Consider the following 22,113-nt stretch of genomic DNA (forward strand, 5'->3'; position numbering starts at 1 on the left):
CCTTTTCTTAAGGGTTGTCTTTTTTTCTTAATATTTTGCTTCATATTCTTGCTTTCAGAAAATTTTATGGTAATATCAATCAGAAAATTTATTTAGAAAGTAGGAGAAAGATGAAAGAATTAACTCGTGGAAATCCCGCAAAATTGATTATTCTGTTTGCTTTGCCATTATTCGTAGGAAATGTTTTTCAACAATTTTATAGTATGGTCGATATGGTTGTCGTAGGTCAAACGTTAGGTAAAGATGCTTTAGCCGCCGTTGGTGCGACTAGCAGTGTTAGTTTCTTGATTATTGGTTTTGCTCAAGGTTTGACTTCTGGTTTATCGATCATTACCGCACAACGCTTTGGAGCTAAAGATACTCAAGGCGTACGTAAGAGTTTTGCCACTTCGATTTTGATTAGTTTAGCGGTGACGATTGTTTTAACAACACTAAGCTTACTATTTTTACGACCTTTACTATTATTAATGCAGACGCCTCCCGAACTTTTAAACCAAGCACAAGAATTCATTTCAGTTATTTTGGCCGGTATTTTTGCTTCGATGAGTTTTAATCTTTTATCAAACATGGTGCGTGCTTTAGGTGACAGCCGTACACCACTCTTTTTCCTAGCTTTAGCCGTAGTCATCAATGTTGTACTCGATTTGATTTTTATCATGTACTTCCATATGGGCGTTGCCGGAGCTGGATTTGCTACGGTTATCGCACAAGTTTTCTCTAGCTTGATGTGTATCTGGTTCATTCGTCGGAAAATTCCTTTATTACAAATCAATCGCAAACATTTTTCTTTTGATAAAGAAGAATTTCGGATTCATTTGAAATCGGCTTTACCGATGGGCTTTCAATCATCGATCATTGCGATTGGCGCTGTGATCTTGCAATCTGCTTTAAACACCTTAGGAACGGACGTCGTTGCTGCACAAACAACTGCCAGCCGAATCGATCAATTAGCGATTTTACCAATGATGTCATTCGGTATTACGATGGCTACTTTCACTGCTCAAAACTTAGGCGCAAAAGAATATGGCCGAATTTTACAAGGTGTGAAACAATGCTTGATAATGTGTATCGGCTTTGGGATTTTCGCAGGTATTTTAGTTGTTACTTGCGGTCATTTCTTCGTGGGGTTGTTTGTTAGCCCTAGTGAAACTCGGGTTTTTGAATTAGCACAAGTGTATTTCAATATCAACGGTTCATTGTATTGGATTTTAGCTATCCTGCTTGTCTTACGTTATACGTTGCAAGGCTTAGGCCAAGCAAAAATCCCGACACTTGCAGGGATCATGGAATTAGTCATGCGCTCGTTCGCAGCGATTATTTTGACCCATTCCTTCGGTTTTGCTGGAGCATCTTTTGCTTCGCCACTTGCTTGGATCGGCTCAACAGTTGTGTTACTGGCTTCTTACTTTGCCGCAATGCACAAGTTAAAGAAACTCGATCAATCACAAACATTTGAATTACAACAAATAAAGAGTGAAGCCTAATTTTAGGCTCCACTCTTTTTTATATTTCTTCAATAATTATATTTTTCTTTCCTTTAGCCACGTTTTTCTTGTTTCACCAACAATTAACGGAACGGTCTCATAAGTTACTTCACTATATTCGATTCCAAACCATCTTTCTGGTGCTACTGTATGGCGTTTAATTGCTAAACGCGCTTGCATGACTTGACGATCCCATTTGTCAACCTTGGTTACATTTGATAATTCTTCTTGAATCATTACAAAACGAAAATCTCCGACTTGCCTGCCAGGTGTGAGCGAATAATGTTGGGGTTGTTTGGGTAAACGCTCTTGTTTCATTAAATCATGAATAATCTGACGCAAATAGACATTCACATCTTGAGCAATCCTAAACCCTAGATACAATTTAACTTTTACGACAAAATCCGTATCCATCATATCGATACTATACTCTTCTGTATAAGGTTCATCGGTCACTTCCACATTTACAAACCAATAGACTTTAGCTCGCTTCAAGCGTTTATCTAAAATCGAATAAATAAATTGTTGTGGGATATTATCTCCATCTAAACGCGGCACTAAAAAGACTACATTCGTTTGATAATACGGAATCGTATCATCTTCACGTAGTTCTTTTAGCTGTGGCAAATAATCTCTTAAATCCACATCTTGACCCGCATTTTCTTGAACACGATTGCTACGATGCCAAATGTACATCACACCTAAAATAATTAATGCCATAGCGACTGCTACGAAACCACCATGGAAGAACTTAGTCACGCTTGAGATAAAGAAGAACCCTTCTAGAACACCAAAGAAAATGAGCATCAACGTCGCTAGAACTTTAGATGTTCCATTTTGCAGTAGGTAATGATACAACAAGAACGTCGTCATCAACATAGTTACCGTGATCGAAAGACCATAGGCGGCTTCCATATGACTAGAAGTTCGGAAAGTTAAGACAATGATTGAACAAGTGGCCCATAAAATCAGATTGATGGCTGGAATATACATTTGGCCAATACTTTTACCCGGATAAATGATCCGCATCCTTGGTAATAATTTTAATTTGATCGCTTCAGATACTAATGTAAACGACCCCGAGATCAAAGCTTGTGAGGCTATCACAGCGGCGATTGTAGCAAACGCAACGCCAAAAATCATCCATCCATCAGGTAATATCTGGAAAAAAGGATTTAAATTTTCGATTGCTTCAATCGAAGCATTTCCTTTGGCATGTAAGATCCAGGCTGCTTGTCCTGCATAATTCAACATCAAACACAGCAAAACGTATGGCCAACTGAAATGAATATTCTTTTTACCCACATGACCCATATCAGAATAAAGCGCTTCTGCTCCGGTGGTTGCTAGGAAAATACTTCCTAAAATAAAGACGCCCATTTTATTATCGGGGCTGAACAACAAGTGGACTGCATAATAAGGGTTGATGGCTTTAATGACACTAAAATCATAGGGAATATTCAAAATTCCCATCAAACCTAAAAATGTAAACCAAAGAAACATGACTGGACCAAAGGCTTTTCCAACAAAATCTGTACCAAAACGTTGAATCAAAAATAAGAACAATAGAATAATTAAAGTAATGATAACAATGACATTTTGATTATTGCCAAATTTTTGATAAAAATCAGGAATTCCTCGCAGTCCTTCGATCGCCGTAGTCACGGTTACTGCCGGAGTCAATACCCCATCTGCTAATAAAGCGGCCCCACCGATCATTGCAGGAACGATCAAGTATTTCCCACCTTTACGCACCAAGGTATATAAAGAAAAAATCCCACCTTCCCCGTGATTGTCCGCTCGTAAAGCAATCAGAACATATTTGACTGTCGTTAAAAGCATCACTGTCCAAAAAACCAACGAGACTGCTCCCAGTACAAAATCTTTGGTGACCGTTTCTAATCCACCATTTGATTCTAAAATAGCTTTCATTACATACAATGGACTTGTTCCGATATCACCATAAACAACACCCATCGCAATCAGTAATCCTGCTGCTGAGAGCCTTCGCATATGATCTTTTTTCTTTTCCATTTTGCACACTCCTAAGATAAATAATTGCCTATTCGGCTACATCTGTTTTATGAGGAAAACACATTGAATACAAAAAAAGACCTAAACAACAGCTTTCACTATTGTTTAGGTCTTGCAAATTATCTCTTAGACCAGTGGCAAGCACTAGTTGTTGATCTAAAAGCATAGAATACTCTTCTATGTCGCTACTCCCCTAAAACTTACTCGTATTATCCGACTTAATAATAGGTTTGTCAAAGAAAAAAAGTCATTTTCAAACTTATTTTTCTTCTTTTTTGCTTTCTTCTTCGGTTAACATAGCTTTACGTGAAGCATTCACACGGCCTTGACGATCGATTTCAGTTACTTTTACTAAGACTTCATCACCAAGTTTAACCACATCTTCTACTTTATTCACACGTTCATTTGCAAGTTGAGAAATATGCACTAATGCATCTTTTCCTTTGATCAAGTTAACAAATGCGCCGAATTTTTCGACACGAACAACTTTACCTAAGTAAACTTCGCCGACTTTCACTTCTTTTGTTAATTCTTCAATGATCTTGATTGCTTTTTGGATCATTTCAGCATCAGAAGAAGCAATGCTGACATTACCATCTTGATCGATGTCGATTTTCACGCCAGTTTCTTCGATGATACCGTTGATTGTGTCGCCACCTTTACCGATAACTGTTTTGATCTTATCTGGATCGATCTTGATCATTTCGATTTTCGGTGCGTATTGACTTAATTCTTTACGTGGTTCAGCAATGGTATCTGTTAAGACTTCTAAGATTTCCATCCGAGCTTTTTTCGCTTGCGTTAATGCTTCAGAAAGGATTTGTTCAGTAATTCCTTGGATTTTGATATCCATTTGTAAAGCTGTGATTCCATCTTTTGTTCCAGCAACTTTAAAGTCCATATCGCCAAGGTGATCTTCAAGCCCTTGAATATCTGTTAAGATTGTATAGTTTTCGCCATCAGAGACAAGTCCCATCGCAATTCCGGCAACTGGTGCTTTGATTGGCACACCTGCGTCCATCAATGCTAAAGTACCTGCACAGATACTTGCTTGAGATGAAGAACCATTTGATTCCAACACTTCAGCTACTAAACGGATTGTGTAAGGGAAATCTTCTTCACTTGGAATAATTTGAGCTAAGGCACGTTCACCTAATGCTCCATGTCCAATTTCACGACGACCTGGTGAACCAGCACGTCCCGTTGAACCGACAGAGAATTGAGGGAAATTATAATGATGGATGAATCGTTTGCTTTCGACCGAGCCCAATCCATCAATAATTTGGTGTTCGCCTAACGGAGCTAATGTACAAGCAGATAACGCTTGTGTTTGTCCCCGAGTGAATAGACCTGAACCATGAACACGTGGTAAAAGACCTGTTTCGGCAGCTAATGGACGAATTTCATCTAATTTACGACCATCAGGACGGATTTTGTCGATCGTGATCAATTCGCGAACCACATCTTTTTCAAGATCTTCAGCGATTTGTTTCACTTCTTTTGTTAAATGAGCTGCGTCTTCGTGATCAGCAAATTTTTCAGCGTAGACTTCTTTCACTGTTTCTTTTACTTTTTCGATCTCGTCTTCACGCGCTAATTTATCCATGGTCATTACGGCTGTCTTCATTGTTTCATAGTAGCTCGCAAAAATTTCTTTTTTCAATTCAGCATCGACTTGTAATAAAGAAACTTCCATTTTTTCTTTACCGACAGCAGCTACGATTTCAGATTGGAAAGCCACTAGTTCTTTGATTGCATCAAAACCAAACAATAGTGCGCCTAACATATCTTCTTCAGATACTTCTTTAGCACCAGATTCTACCATGTTAATGGCTTGTTTTGTTCCGGCAACAGTTAAATCAATATCTGATTGTGCATGTTGTTCAACCGTAGGATTTAAAACATATTCGCCGTTCACACGACCAACATCCACACCGGCGATTGGTCCGTCAAATGGAATATCTGAAATAGCTAATGCTAAAGAAGAACCGAACATTGCTGCCATTGATGGTGAGCAATCTTGTTCTACACTCATTACAACGTTTGTTACTTGGACTTCATTACGGAAACCATCTGCAAACATCGGACGGATCGGACGGTCGATTAAACGGGCTGTCAAAGTCGCTTCAGTACTTGGACGTCCTTCACGTTTAATGAAGCCACCAGGAATTTTTCCAACTGCATACATTTTTTCTTCGTAGTTGATTGTTAATGGGAAAAAGTCAGTATCTTTTGCTTCTTTTGAAGCTACTGCAGCACTTAATACGACAGTATCGCCATAGCGAACCAATACAGCACCATTTGCTTGTTTGGCAAGCTGACCGATTTCAACTTGCAGAGGACGTCCGCCCCAAGTGGTTTTAAAAACTTGTTTTTCTGACATAATTTCTCCTTTTCCCTTTGACCAGTGCGACGCTACTAAACAAATGGAAATAGCGGTTGAACAGCTTAACCTCTACTTGCATTTGGTTAGTAGAGTGACAACACGCTAATCAAATGGGCTTTTATTTTTTCTGAGCAAAACTCAGTTTTTACGAATTAACTAGCAAAAAAAGTGAGATTCCTAGGAACCTCACTTTCATAGTAGTACGAATTAACGACGTAGTCCTAGACGTTGGATTAATTCACGGTAACGTTGGATGTCAGTTTTACGTAAGTAAGCTAACAAGTTACGACGATGTCCAATTTTTTTCATAAGGCCACGGTATGAATGGTGGTCTTTTTTGTGGATACGTGCATGCTCATTCAATTGATTGATGTCTTCCGTTAATACAGCGATTTGTACTTCTGGAGAACCAGTATCTCCTTCATGGCGTGCAAAATCATTGATGATTTCGTTTTTACGTTCTTTTGAGATTGCCATGTTTTTCACCTCTTCCTGATTTTTTCCTATGACTGAGTACAGCGTTGGTGATTCGCCTAACCAAGTGATAGGTGGTGCGTCTATGCACACTTTAATACTTTACTTGATTTAGCTTTAAAAATCAAGCTATACAAAATTTTAACCTCTACTTTTGAAATCATTACAGAATTTTTAAAGAACAGCAAAAGAAAAACAGTTTTTTTACCTTACTTATTTTTTGTGTTAAACTAACGTGATGAAAATATGTCTGAGAGGAGACTTTTTTAATGATCACAATGGATGATATTATTCGGGAAGGTAATCCAACCTTGCGCGCAGTCGCCAAAGAAGTCCCGATCCCTCCAACTGCTGAAGACGTAGAACTTGGTAATGAAATGTTGCAATTTCTAAAAAACAGTCAAGATCCCGTAAAAGCAGAAGAATTACACTTACGTGGTGGAGTAGGTTTAGCTGCTCCCCAATTAGATATTTCAAAACGGATCATTGCTGTTCACGTTCCAAGCACTGACCCTGAAAAACCAGAAAGTAGCTTGAGTACGGTTATGTATAATCCAAAAGTCTTGAGCCATTCTGTTCAAGAAGCTTGCCTTGGCGAAGGTGAAGGCTGTCTATCCGTTGACCGTGAAGTACCAGGTTATGTTGTCCGTGCAGCGCGTATTACTGTTTCTTATTTTGATGCCGAAGGTGAAGCACACAAAGTTCGGCTTAAAAATTATGAAGCAATCGTGGTTCAGCATGAGATCGATCACATCAATGGCATCATGTTCTACGATCATATCAATGATCAAAATCCATTACATTTAAAAGATGGTGTTTTAGTTATTGACTAACTAAAAAAACGAGGACTAAAGTATTTTTACTTTAGCCCTCGTTTTTTGTGCATCTATAACGATTTAATCTCTTTCCTCATATAAAATCCCAGCTTTAGCAAGTGCTTGCTCAATTTCCGCTAGATTTTCGATACTTTCATACGCAATCGTATGCAAATGAATGCCATCTGTTAATTCTGATAGGAATGCGGCTTGATACTTTTGAGCCGCCAATAAAAAGCGATCGATATCTTTTTGCGATGCGACATGTAGTCCACCAGCTAATTCACCATATAATGGATGCTCTACAATTACATCGATGACTTCTCCACCATGCTCCACGATAATCCGTAATTCTTCTTCTGCCTGTGAACGATCGTGTTGAACGGCGATTTTACTAACTAATTTTTTTGATTCTCTTTCTAGTAAATAGCCTCTTGCAGTTGCGACAATATTTTCACCTGCCGCTCGTAGCAACGCGACATCTCCGACAACGATTTGACGACTGACGCCAAACTCTTTGGCAAAACTCGTAGCACTGATCGGTTTTTCAGTTTCTTGCAACGCCGCTAAAATCTCTGCTTTTCTGTGATCACCATCAATCATGTTTGTTTAACCGCCCTTCTTGATAGTTTCGTGATTGCTTCATGATATCTTTAAAGGTTTCAACAATCGTTTCGCGGTACGCTTCATCTTTGACAGCCTCTGCAATCTTTTGTAAGACGGACGCTTCGCGACTCACATCCAAAACAGCTTTTTTCGTCTGTGCTTTATAAGCTGTCACTTCTGATACCGCAGCCATCCGTTTTTCTAAAAGACCAACTAGCTCTTGGTCGATTTGATCAATTTTTTTACGCGCTTCTGTTAATGGATCTTTTTTAGGTTCTTCTTCAATTGTTTTGATGATTTGTGCAGGATTGCCTCCAAGAACAACATTGTCAGGAAATGATTTTGTGACTACTGCTCCAGCTGCTACTACGACATTGTCACCTAGTGTTACACCTGGGACAATTACAGCGGAACCGCCGATCCAAACATTGTCACCAATCGTAATTGGTTTTCCTAATTCTAACCCACTATTGCGTTTTACTGGTTCAATAGGATGACTCGCTGTATATAGTTGGACATTGGGGCCAAACATGCAATTATCACCGATCGTGATGGGACAAATATCTAGAAAAACATTGTGGAAATTACAATAAAAATTCTCTCCCACAAAAATATTGTATCCATAATCAAAAGAAATCGATGGTTCAACATACACATGATTTTTCGTCCCACCGAAAGCTTCTTTCACAAAGGCTTCTCGTTTAGTTTTATCCGTTTCTTGATTGATTGCTCGTAATTTTACCCGAGCATCTTTTCGATCTGCGGATAATTCAGGATCACTGGCAAAGTATAATTTCCCAGCGATCATCTTTTCTTTTTCTGTTAATTCCACGTAAAGTTCCTCCTACTAATATTCATCTATTAAAAAGTTTAATTTATCTAGTTCAATTGTTGAAAAACAGCTGTGCCATCTGTTTGAACAAACTGATAGTCACTTGCTAAATAGATAGGCGTTTTATTGATGACTATTACTTGCGCATGGTTGTTTTTTTCATAAACCAAATCACAAAATGGATGGACTTGAAAACTCGTTCCTACGATCACGATCAACTCTGCTTGTCGAACGGCCTGAACAGCTTGTTGGATCACACCTTCATCAAATCCTTCACCATACAAAACAATATCCGGTCGGAGCTGTCCTCCACAAGTCACATGACGGTCACTTGTTAAATATTCATTCCAAGCAACAATTTGTCCGCAGTTCCGACAGTAACAATTATAAAGGGAGCCATGAAAATTTACCAATCGCTGATTTCCACTAGCGGTATGGAGTCCATCGATATTTTGCGAAACCACCGATACTTGTTTCGTCTCTTCCATTTCTGCCATCACGCGATGAATCACATTAGGCTGAGCTTTTGTATGGTATAGATGTTTGACAAAAGTATAAAATTTTTCAGGTTCATTGATTAGACATTCATTACTTAATAAATATTCTGGTGCTTCGATTCCGTGATAAACACCTTGCAATGAACGATAATCAGGCACGCCAGAAGGTGTCGACACTCCCGCTCCAGTAAGAAAAGTGATCTTTGAACTTTTTTTGATTGCTTCGACTGCTTGATCCACTGTGATCTCCATTTTTACCACCTCATAAAACAGTATAATATAACTTTGAAACAAAGCAAAAAGACAATTTTTCTTTAATTGTTTGTCTTTTTTGACAAATAGTTTCATTAGATTAAAATATCCAACCACTATTTTTAGCTAATTCAAATGATTTTATTGACTTTTTTATTTTTAGCCTTTAGACTGTGAAACATAATAACTGAATACGAGATGCCTCAAATCAATGAGGTAGAGGTCGCGAACCTTATTAACCCTATGGAGTGTAGAGACACGATGAAATAGGTCTAGGAAGTTTCGCCGAAATGTACAGAATTCTCTTTATTCTGTATGTTGGGACGCAAGCTAAGAACTTGCGGACTGTCTTAGCAGTGATGCTAAGTTGCGCTATGTTTTTGTGAGAGGGAACATCATCTTCTTATTATTTGCAAGCGGCCTTATAGACTTTATCGGCGGCTTTTTTTGTTGCAAATTTTTCCAAAGACAGCATTACCCAATCTCGTAATTTCAAGAAAGGGAGAAATTATGAATAGAAGAAACTTTTCAGTTATCGCATTTATTGCTTTGTTTGTGTCACTTTTTGCAGCACCTTTAGTCAGTCACGCTGACGAAAAGACCCCCGAAGGAGAACTAAGAGTCGGCATGGAAGCCGGATATGCTCCTTTCAACTGGACTCAAAATAATGATCGAAACGGGGCCGTCCAAATCCAAGGAGATAAATCTTATGCCGGCGGCTATGATGTCCAAATGACGAAGAAGATCGCCGAAAAAATGAATCGTAAATTAGTCATCGTAAAAACTGAGTGGGATGGCTTACTACCTGCATTACAATCTGGAAAAATCGACGCGATCATCGCGGGGATGTCTCCTACGGCTGAACGTAGTAAAGAAATCGATTTTTCAGATCCTTATTATGAATCTCAATTAGTGATTGTTACTCGCAAGGATACCAAATATGCTAAAGCGACTTCGATCAAAGATTTCTCTGGTGCGAAAGTCACTGCTCAATTAAGTACATTCCATTATGATGTGATTTCGCAAATACCTGGCGTCAATAAACAGCAAGCGATGGATAATTTCCCAGCAATGCGCGTTGCCTTAGAGTCCGGAACCATTGATGGGTATGTCAGCGAACGACCTGAAGGTGTGACAGCTGAAAGTGTCAATTCGGATTTAAAAATGGTCGAATTTGATGATGCGAATGGTTTCCAAACCAATCCTGAAGATGTTCAAGTTTCTGTTGGGATGCGTAAAGGCGACTCGGATGTAGCTCAAGTCAATCAAATTTTAGCGGGAATCTCAAAAGAAGAACGCGTAAAAATTATGGATCAAGCGATCAAAGATCAACCTGCTTCAGATGAAACCCAAAGTTCTAGCGGCAAAAAAGAAAATGTTTTTGTTCGTATCTTAAGACAAAACGGAATGATGTTCCTACGCGGTACAGGCGTGACATTGATGCTTGCAATCATTGGTACAACTGTTGGTACACTGATTGGATTATTAGTGGGTGTGTTCCGTACACTACCTATCTCAGACAATAGTGCTAAACGTGGCTTCCAAAAACTTTTCGGTTGGATTTTAAATGCGTATATTGAAATTTTCCGTGGTACACCGATGATTGTTCAATCAGCCGTTATTTACTACGGAATCGCAATGGCTTTCGGAATCGATTTAAATCGGACCCTAGCTGCCCTATTTATTGTTTCAATTAATACAGGTGCTTATATGTCTGAAATCGTTCGTGGCGGAATCTTCGCTGTAGATCCAGGACAATTCGAAGCCGCACATGCTATCGGGATGACCCATGGCCAAACGATGCGTAAAGTGGTCTTACCACAAGTACTACGTAATATCTTGCCAGCAACTGGGAATGAATTGGTTATCAATATCAAAGATACTTCCGTATTGAGTATCATCTCTGTTTCTGAATTGTTTTTCCAAGGGAAATCAGCTGCCGGAACGAACTACATGTTCTTCCAAACATACTTCATCATTTGTGTGATTTACTTCATCTTGACCTTTACAGCAACACGTATTTTACGTGTCGTTGAGAAAAAAATGGATGGCCCTTCTGCTTATGTTCGTTTAGATGACGTAGACGTTGCAATTGGTGAAGATAAATAAAAATCAATCAGAAATTCTTATCACTTAGGGAGGATCATTATGAGTAGTATTATTGAAATTGAACATTTGAAAAAAAGCTTCGGCGATAATCTCGTCTTAAAAGATATCAATATGAACGTAAACAAGGGTGAAGTGGTCACAATCATCGGTGCATCTGGGTCCGGTAAATCTACCTTTTTACGTTGCATCAACTTATTAGAAACACCCACTGATGGAAAAATCATGTACCAAGGTGAAAATGTTTTAGCTCCTGGTTACAACTTACCAAAATATCGAACTCATTTAGGGATGGTATTCCAGTCATTCAACTTATTCAACAATATGAATGTATTGCAAAACTGTATGAGCGGACAAATAACGGTTCTAGGTCGTAAAGAAGCGGAAGCACGTAAAATAGCGATTGAAAACTTAGAAAAAGTTGGGATGGCTCGTTTCATCGATGCTAAACCTGCGCAATTATCTGGTGGACAAAAACAACGGGTTGCGATAGCTCGTGCTTTATCGATGGACCCTGAAGTGATGTTATTCGATGAACCTACATCAGCTCTCGATCCTGAAATGGTCGGCGATGTTTTACAGATCATGAAAAAATTAGCTGAGAGCGGGTTGACTATGGTCGTTGTTACCCATGAGATGGCTTTTGCTAAAGAAGTATCTGATCGCGTGATTTTCATGGATAAAGGTTTGATCGCTGAAGAAGGAACGCCAGAAGATATCTTTGTTCATCCAAAAGAAGAACGAACAAAAGAATTCTTACACCGGGTCTTACACCCACAAGCTTAATAAAAAAGTCGTAGGATTTGAATCCTACGACTTTTTCTTTACTATTTTTTGATAGTAATTATTTGCTTGTTTGTACGAGATCACCCAAATTCCAGATACTAAAAAGCGACCGATAATCCCGATCGGTGGAAAAATAAAAATACCTGCCAGCGTCAATAAATTGATGACAATCGATAATCGACTTCGTTGATCACGCTTCAAAACTTGAACAACATGGCTGTCAGGTTCGTTTGCTTGAATCAATTGTTTGGATAAGATACCATAAGAAAAACTCCACATCATATAAATGACCACATAAGAAAATTCAGGCCAAAAGGCTGCTGGATTTCGCCCCACCCAACTCGTCACTGCCGGACACAAAGTTAGCCAAAAAAGCCAAAAGATGTTTGCCCAAATCACTCGATAATCAATTCTAGTTGCCATCTGCATCATCCGATGATGGTTGACCCAAATGACCGCTACAAAGATGAAACTAACAATATAGGCAAGTAAGGTATTTGTAATACTTATTAAAGAAGCTAACGTTGGCGCGTCAGGTATCTGGATATCTAATACTAGTACTGTCAAGACAATCGCGACAACCCCGTCTGTAAACGCTTCTAAACGTGACTTTGTCATTTTTTTCAACTTCTTTCTTAGAATATCATGAAATTTATTTTTTCTTTATGTAAATTTAGCCATATTTACCCAAATTATAACTGACAGTCCTATGTAAATAAAGTACAATATAGGAGAAAATATACTTAAACAAATTCAGATATTGGATGAAATTAATTAAGGAGGAATATAGATGTTATACGAGGAACTTATGTTTGATCCGTCACTCCTCTTACGTTTTAACATTTTTAAATACTTAAACCAGTCAACAAAACAAATCTTAGCAATCAATCAATTGTCAGAAGATTTAGACTTAAATTATCAACAGAGCGTGATTGAATTAAATGAAATCGATCAAGAGTTAGCGGAGATCCGTCCCAACCACGAAACGATCATGATGCGTGCCGGCAAAGTGAATCTAGAAAATTTGAATGTCAGTGTCGACGAGTATCAATATCATTTATTACAACAAGCTGTTCCATTCCAATTTATCTTATATTTTTTAAATGAAGAAAACCCAACCATTGAACATTTTTGCGAGAAATATTTTGTGAGTCGTTCGACTGTTTCACGTAAAATCGATAAGCTAAAAAAACATTTAAAACGTTTCAATATCCGCTTTACGTATACCGAAGCTGGGATGTCTGGTGACGAGCGTTTAATTCGTTTGGCACTATTTGATCTTTTATGGTTAGGTACACGTGGGATTGAATGTCCATTAGAAGTAGATCAACACCTACTGAATCAATTGATCGATACATATAAGGATTACTTCCCGTTATCAAGAACTTATTTTGGGAGTCAAGAACTCAAACTATTTACTTGCATCTTTATCATTCGCCTCAAGAAAAAGAAATTTGCTAAATACGATCCACGCTATAACTTTTTAATGAAAGATAATCCTTATTATGATTTCACTTCATTACGTGACATCATTGATGTACCGATGACGACACGTCAGTTAAAAGGTGAATCTAGTTTTATTTATTTCTTAGCCCATTATTCTCCATTCTACACGATTCGCGATGACCAAAGTTTGAAACAAACAATTCATGATTTTGATGCTCGACCAAATCCTGTGAATGAGTTTGTTACTGAATTCCGAAATTTTGCTAAGAAAGCCTTGTTCCCAGATCGTCCGGAAGTAATGGATGACCCATTAGTTGTAGCTAACTTATTAAATATTACATTTGGCTATTTCATTTTCCGTCAACCATTCCCTAGCATGATCGAATTAGTAATGAACCCTCATGAAAAACAAACACGTGGTGAATATATTCTTTTCCAAAATATTCAAAATTTCATGCAAATGGCTAAAGACAATCCTTCATTTAGCTTTATGAGTTCGGTTCATCCATACCTTACGCGTGCATTTAATCGTTTATTTTTGCCTTACTTTAATCAATTCCCTTATGCAACTAATCTTAAGGTAGGAATTGCTTTAGAGCATAATGCGATCTTTGTCCATGACTTATATCGCTTCTTAGAAGATTTACGCTTTATTGATGCGGAACCTTATGATATTTCACTAAAAGAAGATTACGATTTGATTATCAGTTCTTCCTCTCTATTGAAAAAAGAGAAACCAAATATTCCATTGTACCAATTAGATTTCCCGTATACTAAACATGAATTAATTCCATTATATATGGAGTTAAGAAATATTTACGACAAAAAAAACCGCGTATATGAATAATAAAATGGCCCGAATCAGTCAATCTTTCGGGCCATTTTTATCTTAAAAAAAAGCCAGAATCCTAAAATAGGATCCCGGCTTTTTTATTTAGTTATTATTTCTTTTGCGATACCAAATCATGGCTGCAACAAAAATGATTACTACTCCTAAAACCATCCAAATAGCTTGGTTCTTATCGTTCGTTTGCGGATACATCTGAGCACTTGTTTTTCCAGTTTCACTCTTTGTTGTCGGCAAATGATTGTTTGGTCTATTTGATGTTGGGGGTGTCGGAGTATGACGATTAATAATCGTATGACCTACCACTGTTGATTGATAGCCATTTGGAACATTTATTTCTTTGACTGTATAATCATAACGATCACCATTACGATCATATTTTGCTAACTTTTCAAATTGATAATGCCACTTCTCTTTAGCTGAAGTCTCTGTTTGAGCAATTTGTTTACCATTTTGTAACAAAGCAATCGTTACTTTTTCAGGACGCAATTTGTCTTTGTCCCCTTGGTCCTTCCAAACTTTTTCCCCTGCAAAAGAAGTCATAATCAATTTATTAGTGACGTTCATTCCAGTTTCAGTTGCTTGGTAATTTTTTGGAACGTCTAATTCTTTAACTGTATAGACATATTTTTTGCCGTTTGCATCTAGTTCCGGTAGATCATTAAAGGCATATTCCCAAGTACCATTTTCATTCACTTTAACTTCCTGAGTAAATTCTTCACCGGTCATCGCTTGACCATCTTGTAATAGTTGAACTTTGATACTTGTTGGACGACTATTAAATTTGTTTTCTTGATCATCCCAGTGTTTTTCGCCATCAACTGTAACAGCTCTTAATGTGTTGCTCATGGTTGTTCCTACATTTTCTGATGTGTAGTTAGGCGCAATTATTTTCCCGGCATTTTTCAGTACTTCTTGAACATCATACGTATAGTCATTTCCTTGAGCATCTTTTGCGGGTAACTTATCAAACGTGTAACTCCAATCATTTCCAGCTTCAACCTTGATTGCTTTTGTTACAGCTTTTTGATTGATATCCATAAATGCTCGTTCTTGACCAGCTTGTTTATACATTAAATTAAATTCGATTTCATCTGGACGTGAGTTATATTTATTATCAAAATCTTCCCAATGCTTCACTACTCGCACTTGTTTAGTGATCAAAGTATTCTTAACAGTTAGTGGATCAATTTGACTAGCTTGATAATTACTGTCTTTAGAAATTTCTTTTACAGAGTAGCTATACACATTTCCAGCACTATCTTTTTTAGGTAAGTTTTTAAATGTATATGACCAATTGTCTGCTTTACTACCGGCATTGATTGTCTTAGTATAATCAACCCCCGGCATTGCTTCTACTTCAGCACCAGCAACTTGACGGAACAATTGTAAGGTAGCTTCAGGTCTTTCAAAAGCTTGATTGCCTTGATCATCCCATTGCTTATTAATTGTCACATCTGTAGTTTCTAAGATATTTTCAATTGATAAGCTAGTATCTTTCGCAGAATAATTTGGTGTTGCTTGATAATTTTTTTGAATATTTGTTTCTTTAACTTTGTAATGCATTTCATTACCGTTTTGATCATATTTAGGTAAACCACTAATTGTTAATGGACTAAATTGATGTTGTTCATTTCCTTTGATCGTATATTCTCCGGTCGATTTATCTACAGTCCCAAATTTTTCAGCATCGTCTTCCTCTTTGGTCCATGCATAAAGTTGGAAGGTAATTTCATTAGGGCGTGTAGCAAATTTATTATCAAAGTCTTTCCATGTTTTATTGACTGTTAATGCTACTGTATTCAAGTTGTTCGTCAAATGGCTAATACCAGCGACAGCAGCGGCCGTCATTTGACGCTCTCCATCGTTAGCGCCATTTGGTGTGTAAGTATTAGTTGATAATTCTTCTTTTACACCATATTGTATTTGATTTCGCGCTTGATCGTAAACTGGTAAATAATCAAAATCACCTTTCCAGTTGTTCGATGAATTTAATTCAATCGATTTGTCTGAACCAAATACTTCTTTAAAGGTTTTCCATCCATCTGCTTGTTTGACCATTAAAGTAGCAGTTAAATTTTTAGGGCGCGTTTTATACGTATTGTCTTGATCATTCCACGTCTTATCTACGCTAACTTTGGTCGTTGCTAATTTATTAGCTAGATCCATCCCTGTTACTGTAGAAGTATAAATTTTATTCTCTTCAATTTCTTGAACACTATATTTATACTCATGACCTTCTGAATCAACTTTTGGTAATCCAGTAAAAGTATAATTCCACTTACCATTTTGATCAACTTTTACTTCTTTTGTATATTCTGCACCGATCATTGGGGTTTTATCTTGTAATAGTTGAACCTTGATATTACTTGGTCGCAAATTATATTGATTGTCGTTATCATCCCATGTTTTTGCACCAGAAACAGAAGTTGTTTTTAGCTTATTCGTTATATTATTTCCGGTAGACTCTGCTTGATAATTATCGGCTACGTTGGTTTCTTCTACCGTATAGTTATACTGATGACCACCTTCAGCGATCACTGGCAAATCAGTGAATTCATAACTCCAATTATCGTCCTTTGTAACGTTCTTCGTAGCATACACCTTACCGTCTTGCATCAACTGAACGTTCACACTATTTGGACGACTGCCAAATTTATTATCAAAATCTTGCCAATTTTTTGTTCCTTTGATTGTTGTAACGATTCGTTTATTAGTAACAACAATTGGTGTATCAGTACTTGCAAAAGTTTGTTCTTTTTTTGATTGATCTGTATAAGCAACTTTTCCATCGGCCGCTACTTTAATTCCAGTCAATTCATAGGACCCTTCATAACCAGTCGGATTTTTAGTTTCTTTGATTTTATACGTATGGTTAGCTTGCAATTCAAAGTCAACTAAACCATGTTTATCTGTCGTTTTTGTTTCAACTATTTTTTCGGTCGTAGCAGTTGTATCGATTAGCGCAAAGTCTGCACCTTCTAACATCTTATTATCGGCAGATTCTTTTTGCAAAGCGATTTTCCCTTTATTGATCGCATTTTTTACAGTTGTTGTTGCTGTTTCTCCAGCTTTTACTGCAACCGAAGTGTCCCCCGTTGAAACATGATAACCCGTTGGTGCATCAATTTCTTTTAAGACATAATCGCCAGGAATCAATGAAGGAATAGTTAGTGTTCCTTTTTCATCAGTAGTGAACGTATCAATTGATTCACCTAAAGCATTTTGCGTAACTTGTTTGCCATCTTGATAAAGTTTGAAACTTGCATTCGCTAATTTAATACTTGAATCGCTACTATCGACTTTAGTTAATGTGATTGCTCCGACTTTGGTATTTTCTAATGTTTCTTCTTTAGGAACATCTTTTGCTGTGTTTTCATCAATTGTTACTAATTTTCCTTTTTTTAGCTCTTCGCTAATGTAGTAACCATCAGCAGCTTTTGTCTCAACGAGATAGTAGTCACCATAAGTTAAATTACTGAACAGAATTTCACCATCTGCATCCGTTGAAACATTTTCTCTAATAGCTGTATCCGTCGAAACTTCCCCTCGATACAATGAAAATTGAGCACCTTTAATTGGCGCATGGTCTCCAGCACTATTTTCTTTTTTCACTTTCAGTGAGCGAACTTCACCTTGAGCGGTACCACCCGCAGCTGGTACTTGAACTTTGATTTCTGTATTTGTTTTACCAGTATCTTCTTTGACATTATCGCCAGTGATTGTTGCCGTATTTGATACAAGTAATTCCGTATTTGGATTCCCTATAAATAAAAGTGACATATCATAAGTCACTGTATACTGATCTGTTATATCACCAAAACTGATATTAAATTCTTGTTCCGCAATGCTCGTTTTAAATTGTTCAGTAACATCTTCACCCGCACTATTGGTTATCTCAATGTTTCTGGCAACATTTTTAAATATTTCCAATCACTATCGACTAAACGAACATTCTTTAAAGGTAATTTGCCAGGATTTACCTTTACCGTGTAATGGACAGTATTACTATTCCTTTCTGCAGTTTTTGAAACATAATTTTCATTCTTTGTATATTCAACTGTTGCTTCAGCTGAGGATGGCTTGTTTAGATCATCTTGATACTTTGCCGTATTTTTAGCAGAACCTACTGCTAATTTATTATTTTGAGTAGTTACTTTAGTTGTAAACACAATTTTATAGTTATCTTTTTCTCCAACAGGAAATCCGCTAACAGTTAAAGTCCCATCTTTATACTCTGTTTTGAGTCCGGTAACTTCCTTGCCAGAACTATCTTCTACTTTAACATCATTGTTATATGTTTGGTCTGCAGGGATTTTATCAGTTAACGTACCATTTTTTCCATAAGGCACATTTCCGGTATTAACATTGATTTCCCAGCCGACTGTATTATTGACAGCATTATAGGTTCCACCTTTACTTAAAGAGATCATTTGACGTTGATCTCCTGGTGTTTTGAACTCATTGTTTGCCTTATTAGACCAAGTTTTTTTATTTTGCGTGTAGTAATAATCAGCCGTATTAGAAATAACCTGATCCCATTTGGTTGCATCATAAGTTCCACTATAAGTTATGATAAATTCACTAGTTGTTGCTTTATTATAGTCGAGTGTAAAAGAGGTATCACTGTAGTCAATAGTAAAATCTTTCGACACTTCTTTCGGTGTACTTCCACTTTTTTCGACTTCTTCGATTTTGATATCGTCTTTATTGTATTTAGCATTTTTTAATGTATCGACTACTTGCCAACTATCGATTGACGTGTGTTCTGAATTTACTTTAATTGTCCAAATCACTTTTCCATCATTTTTATCGGTAGAAAGGATTGTTCCGTTATTTCCTTTATCCGAAGTTTTTACGATCCCTGAATTAGGTCTTGGAAATTCATTCTTGGCTTCATTCCCATTATTATTCCAATTGATTTTGTTACTATATGACGTATCAGCTCCAGTTGCCGACGTATAAAGTATCAAATCAAAACTATCTGAAATACCTTGTGGAAATACTAAGGAATACGTTTGGTCGCTATCTTTAGTTAAACTAATTGTTTTTCCTTTATTTCTTCCATCTACTGTAAATTCTGCTTGAAGTAGCTTTTGTAAGTTTTTTTCATTAACCGCATTTCCTTTTTCATCAGTCAAAGACTGACTTTGACCAATTTGATCAACAAATTTAGTGCCTATCGGAAGATCGATCCCTGCTTTTGCAAATGAAATTTTCCAATTAGCTACTGAAGTATTACCAACTTGTGTAATGCCGGTTCCCGATTTTCTGATCGAACTAGCTGAGCCAAATGTTGCTGTCGCATCAGCCGTCACATCACCAGTTTCTTTTGAGGTTAATTTAGCACTATTTTTTACCTTTGCAGTTAAATCTTTAGGGTCTAATGCAGAAGGATATTGATTTAAATCAACATCTGTATCAAAAGTTATGACATAAGCTTTTTTACTAGTTGGTAAATTCAACTTGATTTCTTTATCTTTTGTATCTGGTTCAGCTATGCCTTCTATCAATTGTGCCGAATTTTGAATCAAACTGCCATCTGTTAATGATACATCGTAAGAAACAACTTTCAAATTACCTTTATAAGTTGTTCCAGATGGTAACGTATCCGTCAAAATACCGTTTGTCATCATACTATCTGTTTGGTTAGCAACAATTTCCCACGTCACAACGGCTTGATTATTCTTAATATCTTTATTATCAGTTTGACTAACTACTCTTTTGGACAGAGCTTTTGCATTAGGAACTTTGATATTCGGTACTATGATTTTATCATCGTCTGTAAATGGAATAGTAATCTCAGTCTTTCCTGGATTATCATTTTGTGATTCTTTAACGACACCAGAGATATTCAAGGTACCCTTTACTCCCGAATTAGCTTCTACAGCCTTCGTAAAAGTAATTTTTGCTGTACCATCTTTATTGATAGTAAATGTTCCAAAGATATTTCCATTACTATCTGATAAATTACCGGATAATGTTTCAGCTACGATCGTAAATTTATCTGGTAGTTTAAAATTAAAATAATCCCCTGCTTTTATATTTTTACGTAAAGCTTCTGGTAAACTCCAGTTGTATTGTAAAAGTAAATTATCGTTTAATTGGATATCCGCTTGATCAATGGATTGGCCATCTTTAGTCAAAGTAGCACTGTCAAAAATAGTTTTACCATCAGTCGTGCTGACTGCCATTTTATTGGATCCTGTAAGTGTCGTAATATCTCTTGCAGCGTCGGTAGTTTCATTAGCTGCCGCACTTGCAACTCTTGCTCTGTGCTTTACTTTTACAACTTGTTTAGTGTCCGTTGTAGCCTCTTGAGCTTTTGTGCCACTCGTTGTACTTGTGCTTCCAGTAGCTGAAGTTGAAGTTGTTGTTTGATTAGTTGTAGTAGTTTTTGACATAATTTGTTTTGAACTATCTGAGACAAGTGCCGCATGGCTAGCCTCAGTCGTTGGATCAGTGACACTTGTATTCATACTATTAGTGGTACTAGTTTTACTTTCAGTTATCTGTGTTTCTTTAGCTGGGATTGAAACCGTAACAGGCTCTTGACCAGCTAATAGGTCATTCTTTGTCCCATCTGTTTGGAATTCATTTTCCAATGCTTGAATCGATAAACTAGTTATATAATCTGTTTGGAAAAATAGCTTTCCTTGGCTAGCGTCTTTGGTAGCTTTTGTTTGAATAATGGCAGGTTGATTCTCACTTGTAGTATCAAGTGAAAATAGATTGCTAGGATCACTACTAATATTTTCAGGAATAATTTTTTGATTAGCCGATGTTAAGCTAAACCCAACTTGCCGAGCCAATTCACTTGAGCTCTTTGAATACTCAATCGTCCAATCCAGATGTTTTTGATCATTATCCTCGCTATAAGATACTTTTGCAGTACCATATTGATTTTCAAATATTTTTGTTTCCGAATTAGTTGTCGCTGCGACTGCTTCAACTCCGGTAGCAAAATAATTGATAAATGGAATCAATGTCACTATTATTGTGAATAAAGTAACAAAATACGACGGATTTTTCCTCTGCTTGTTCATTTTTACCCTCCATAAAATACATAATATAATAGAAACACTATATATTTTATGTTCGCTTTTATTTATTAGCAATCACATTTGTTTAGGTATAAATGATAAAAATTAATTTATTCAAAAAATAAACAATTTAACACAGAAATTATTAGTTATTTTTTGTTTAATTAATATAAAACCGTTTTTTTAAGCATTGAAAACCTTATATTCTCTTGTTTATTTAGCATAAATTTTCCCGCAGCTGATTTAGATCATATAATATTGTTTTTTTCTATTATTTTGACTAGTTTGTTTTTCAATATATTATGCTTTTTATTCAAATTAATTAATTTTTTTATTTTAATTAGGAATACATTTTTTTATCTTAGAATTAAAAATAGAGTATCCTATGGCTTATATCATCGGCAAAGTGATCTTCAAAGCCTATTCAATTTATTAAAATTAATAAATTCGCTATTTTTTCATCATATTTAATTCATAAGTCATTGCTATTATATATTCATACCAA

At 36.7% G+C, this 22,113-nt stretch carries 14 protein-coding genes and 1 riboswitch; of the genes, 5 read left to right on the plus strand and 9 right to left on the minus strand.

Translation table 11 applies throughout. The features are described 5' to 3' along the window. The first annotated feature begins 35 nt into the window (after positions 1 to 35). Entirely contained in the window at positions 36 to 1,484 is a 1,449-nt protein-coding gene (locus RV04_RS07785) for an MATE family efflux transporter (RefSeq protein WP_342741675.1), read from the plus strand. 36 nt (positions 1,485 to 1,520) lie between these two features. Here RV04_RS07785 and RV04_RS07790 read toward each other — a convergent pair whose 3' ends face one another. From RV04_RS07790 to rpsO, 3 genes are all read right to left on the minus strand, one after another. Next, positions 1,521 to 3,518 carry a KUP/HAK/KT family potassium transporter gene (locus RV04_RS07790; RefSeq protein WP_071857902.1) on the minus strand — a complete coding sequence of 666 codons (1,998 nt, stop codon included), beginning with the start codon at positions 3,516 to 3,518 and terminating at the stop codon, positions 1,521 to 1,523. Between the two features lie 259 nt (positions 3,519 to 3,777). Further along, positions 3,778 to 5,901 (minus strand): polyribonucleotide nucleotidyltransferase, encoded by a 2,124-nt coding sequence (gene pnp / locus RV04_RS07795; protein WP_071857903.1) that lies wholly within the window; start codon positions 5,899 to 5,901, stop codon positions 3,778 to 3,780. Between the two features lie 210 nt (positions 5,902 to 6,111). Further along, entirely contained in the window at positions 6,112 to 6,381 is a 270-nt protein-coding gene (rpsO, locus tag RV04_RS07800; RefSeq protein ID WP_071857904.1) for a 30S ribosomal protein S15, read from the minus strand. Between the two features lie 266 nt (positions 6,382 to 6,647). Here rpsO and def point away from each other — a divergent pair, with 266 nt between their 5' ends. Beyond that, positions 6,648 to 7,211 carry a peptide deformylase gene (def, locus tag RV04_RS07805; RefSeq protein WP_071857905.1) on the plus strand — a complete coding sequence of 188 codons (564 nt, stop codon included), beginning with the start codon at positions 6,648 to 6,650 and terminating at the stop codon, positions 7,209 to 7,211. A 63-nt stretch (positions 7,212 to 7,274) separates the two neighbouring features. Here def and RV04_RS07810 read toward each other — a convergent pair whose 3' ends face one another. From RV04_RS07810 to RV04_RS07820, 3 genes are read right to left on the minus strand one after another with little or no spacing between them, the layout of a single operon-like run. Continuing rightward, positions 7,275 to 7,796 (minus strand): transcription repressor NadR, encoded by a 522-nt coding sequence (locus tag RV04_RS07810; RefSeq protein ID WP_071857906.1) that lies wholly within the window; start codon positions 7,794 to 7,796, stop codon positions 7,275 to 7,277. After that, positions 7,789 to 8,631, minus strand: coding sequence for a chorismate mutase (locus RV04_RS07815; RefSeq protein WP_084405573.1), 843 nt, complete (start codon positions 8,629 to 8,631; stop codon positions 7,789 to 7,791). The genes RV04_RS07810 and RV04_RS07815 overlap by 8 nt, the downstream gene beginning before the upstream one ends. Positions 8,632 to 8,678: 47 nt before the next feature. Continuing rightward, positions 8,679 to 9,380 carry an NAD-dependent protein deacylase gene (locus tag RV04_RS07820; protein WP_071857907.1) on the minus strand — a complete coding sequence of 234 codons (702 nt, stop codon included), beginning with the start codon at positions 9,378 to 9,380 and terminating at the stop codon, positions 8,679 to 8,681. A gap of 209 nt (positions 9,381 to 9,589) precedes the next feature. Then, positions 9,590 to 9,763, plus strand: a riboswitch (Lysine riboswitch). Positions 9,764 to 9,890: 127 nt separating this feature from the next. Between RV04_RS07820 and RV04_RS07830 the strand changes: the two genes are divergently transcribed. Both RV04_RS07830 and RV04_RS07835 read left to right on the plus strand, forming a co-directional pair. Then, on the plus strand, positions 9,891 to 11,489 hold the full coding sequence (locus RV04_RS07830; RefSeq protein ID WP_071857908.1) for an ABC transporter permease subunit: 1,599 nt from the start codon (positions 9,891 to 9,893) through the stop codon (positions 11,487 to 11,489). A gap of 39 nt (positions 11,490 to 11,528) precedes the next feature. Beyond that, on the plus strand, positions 11,529 to 12,272 hold the full coding sequence (locus RV04_RS07835; protein WP_071857909.1) for an amino acid ABC transporter ATP-binding protein: 744 nt from the start codon (positions 11,529 to 11,531) through the stop codon (positions 12,270 to 12,272). A 24-nt stretch (positions 12,273 to 12,296) separates the two neighbouring features. On the opposite strand, the gene RV04_RS07840 is transcribed toward RV04_RS07835, so the two are convergent. Then, the gene (locus tag RV04_RS07840) at positions 12,297 to 12,890 is read right to left on the minus strand and encodes a TMEM175 family protein (protein WP_071857910.1); all 594 of its coding nucleotides are present in this window, start codon (positions 12,888 to 12,890) and stop codon (positions 12,297 to 12,299) included. A gap of 172 nt (positions 12,891 to 13,062) precedes the next feature. Here RV04_RS07840 and RV04_RS07845 point away from each other — a divergent pair, with 172 nt between their 5' ends. Further along, the gene (locus RV04_RS07845; RefSeq protein ID WP_071857911.1) at positions 13,063 to 14,565 is read left to right on the plus strand and encodes a helix-turn-helix domain-containing protein; all 1,503 of its coding nucleotides are present in this window, start codon (positions 13,063 to 13,065) and stop codon (positions 14,563 to 14,565) included. Between the two features lie 87 nt (positions 14,566 to 14,652). Here RV04_RS07845 and RV04_RS07850 read toward each other — a convergent pair whose 3' ends face one another. Next, complete coding sequence (locus RV04_RS07850; protein ID WP_071857912.1) at positions 14,653 to 18,498, minus strand: Cna B-type domain-containing protein; 3,846 nt, start codon at positions 18,496 to 18,498, stop codon at positions 14,653 to 14,655. After that, on the minus strand, positions 18,459 to 21,611 hold the full coding sequence (locus tag RV04_RS07855; protein WP_071857913.1) for an Ig-like domain-containing protein: 3,153 nt from the start codon (positions 21,609 to 21,611) through the stop codon (positions 18,459 to 18,461). Before RV04_RS07855 ends, RV04_RS07850 begins: the two co-directional genes overlap by 40 nt. Between the last annotated feature and the right edge of the window lie 502 nt (positions 21,612 to 22,113).

It is taken from the genome of Enterococcus hermanniensis, from assembly GCF_001885945.1.
Taxonomy (GTDB): Bacteria; Bacillota; Bacilli; order Lactobacillales; family Enterococcaceae; genus Enterococcus_A; species Enterococcus_A hermanniensis.

What these genes read in the sequence shown, in the direction of transcription:
- RV04_RS07820 (WP_071857907.1), bottom strand. Translation starts at nt 9,380, where the DNA reads ATGGAGATCACAGTGGATCAAGCAGTCGAAGCAATCAAAAAAAGTTCA.
- RV04_RS07790 (WP_071857902.1), bottom strand. Translation starts at nt 3,518, where the DNA reads ATGGAAAAGAAAAAAGATCATATGCGAAGGCTCTCAGCAGCAGGATTA.
- rpsO (WP_071857904.1), bottom strand. Translation starts at nt 6,381, where the DNA reads ATGGCAATCTCAAAAGAACGTAAAAACGAAATCATCAATGATTTTGCA.
- RV04_RS07810 (WP_071857906.1), bottom strand. Translation starts at nt 7,796, where the DNA reads ATGATTGATGGTGATCACAGAAAAGCAGAGATTTTAGCGGCGTTGCAA.
- RV04_RS07835 (WP_071857909.1), top strand. Translation starts at nt 11,529, where the DNA reads ATGAGTAGTATTATTGAAATTGAACATTTGAAAAAAAGCTTCGGCGAT.
- RV04_RS07855 (WP_071857913.1), bottom strand. Translation starts at nt 21,611, where the DNA reads ATGAACAAGCAGAGGAAAAATCCGTCGTATTTTGTTACTTTATTCACA.
- def (WP_071857905.1), top strand. Translation starts at nt 6,648, where the DNA reads ATGATCACAATGGATGATATTATTCGGGAAGGTAATCCAACCTTGCGC.
- RV04_RS07840 (WP_071857910.1), bottom strand. Translation starts at nt 12,890, where the DNA reads ATGACAAAGTCACGTTTAGAAGCGTTTACAGACGGGGTTGTCGCGATT.
- RV04_RS07845 (WP_071857911.1), top strand. Translation starts at nt 13,063, where the DNA reads ATGTTATACGAGGAACTTATGTTTGATCCGTCACTCCTCTTACGTTTT.
- RV04_RS07830 (WP_071857908.1), top strand. Translation starts at nt 9,891, where the DNA reads ATGAATAGAAGAAACTTTTCAGTTATCGCATTTATTGCTTTGTTTGTG.
- pnp (WP_071857903.1), bottom strand. Translation starts at nt 5,901, where the DNA reads ATGTCAGAAAAACAAGTTTTTAAAACCACTTGGGGCGGACGTCCTCTG.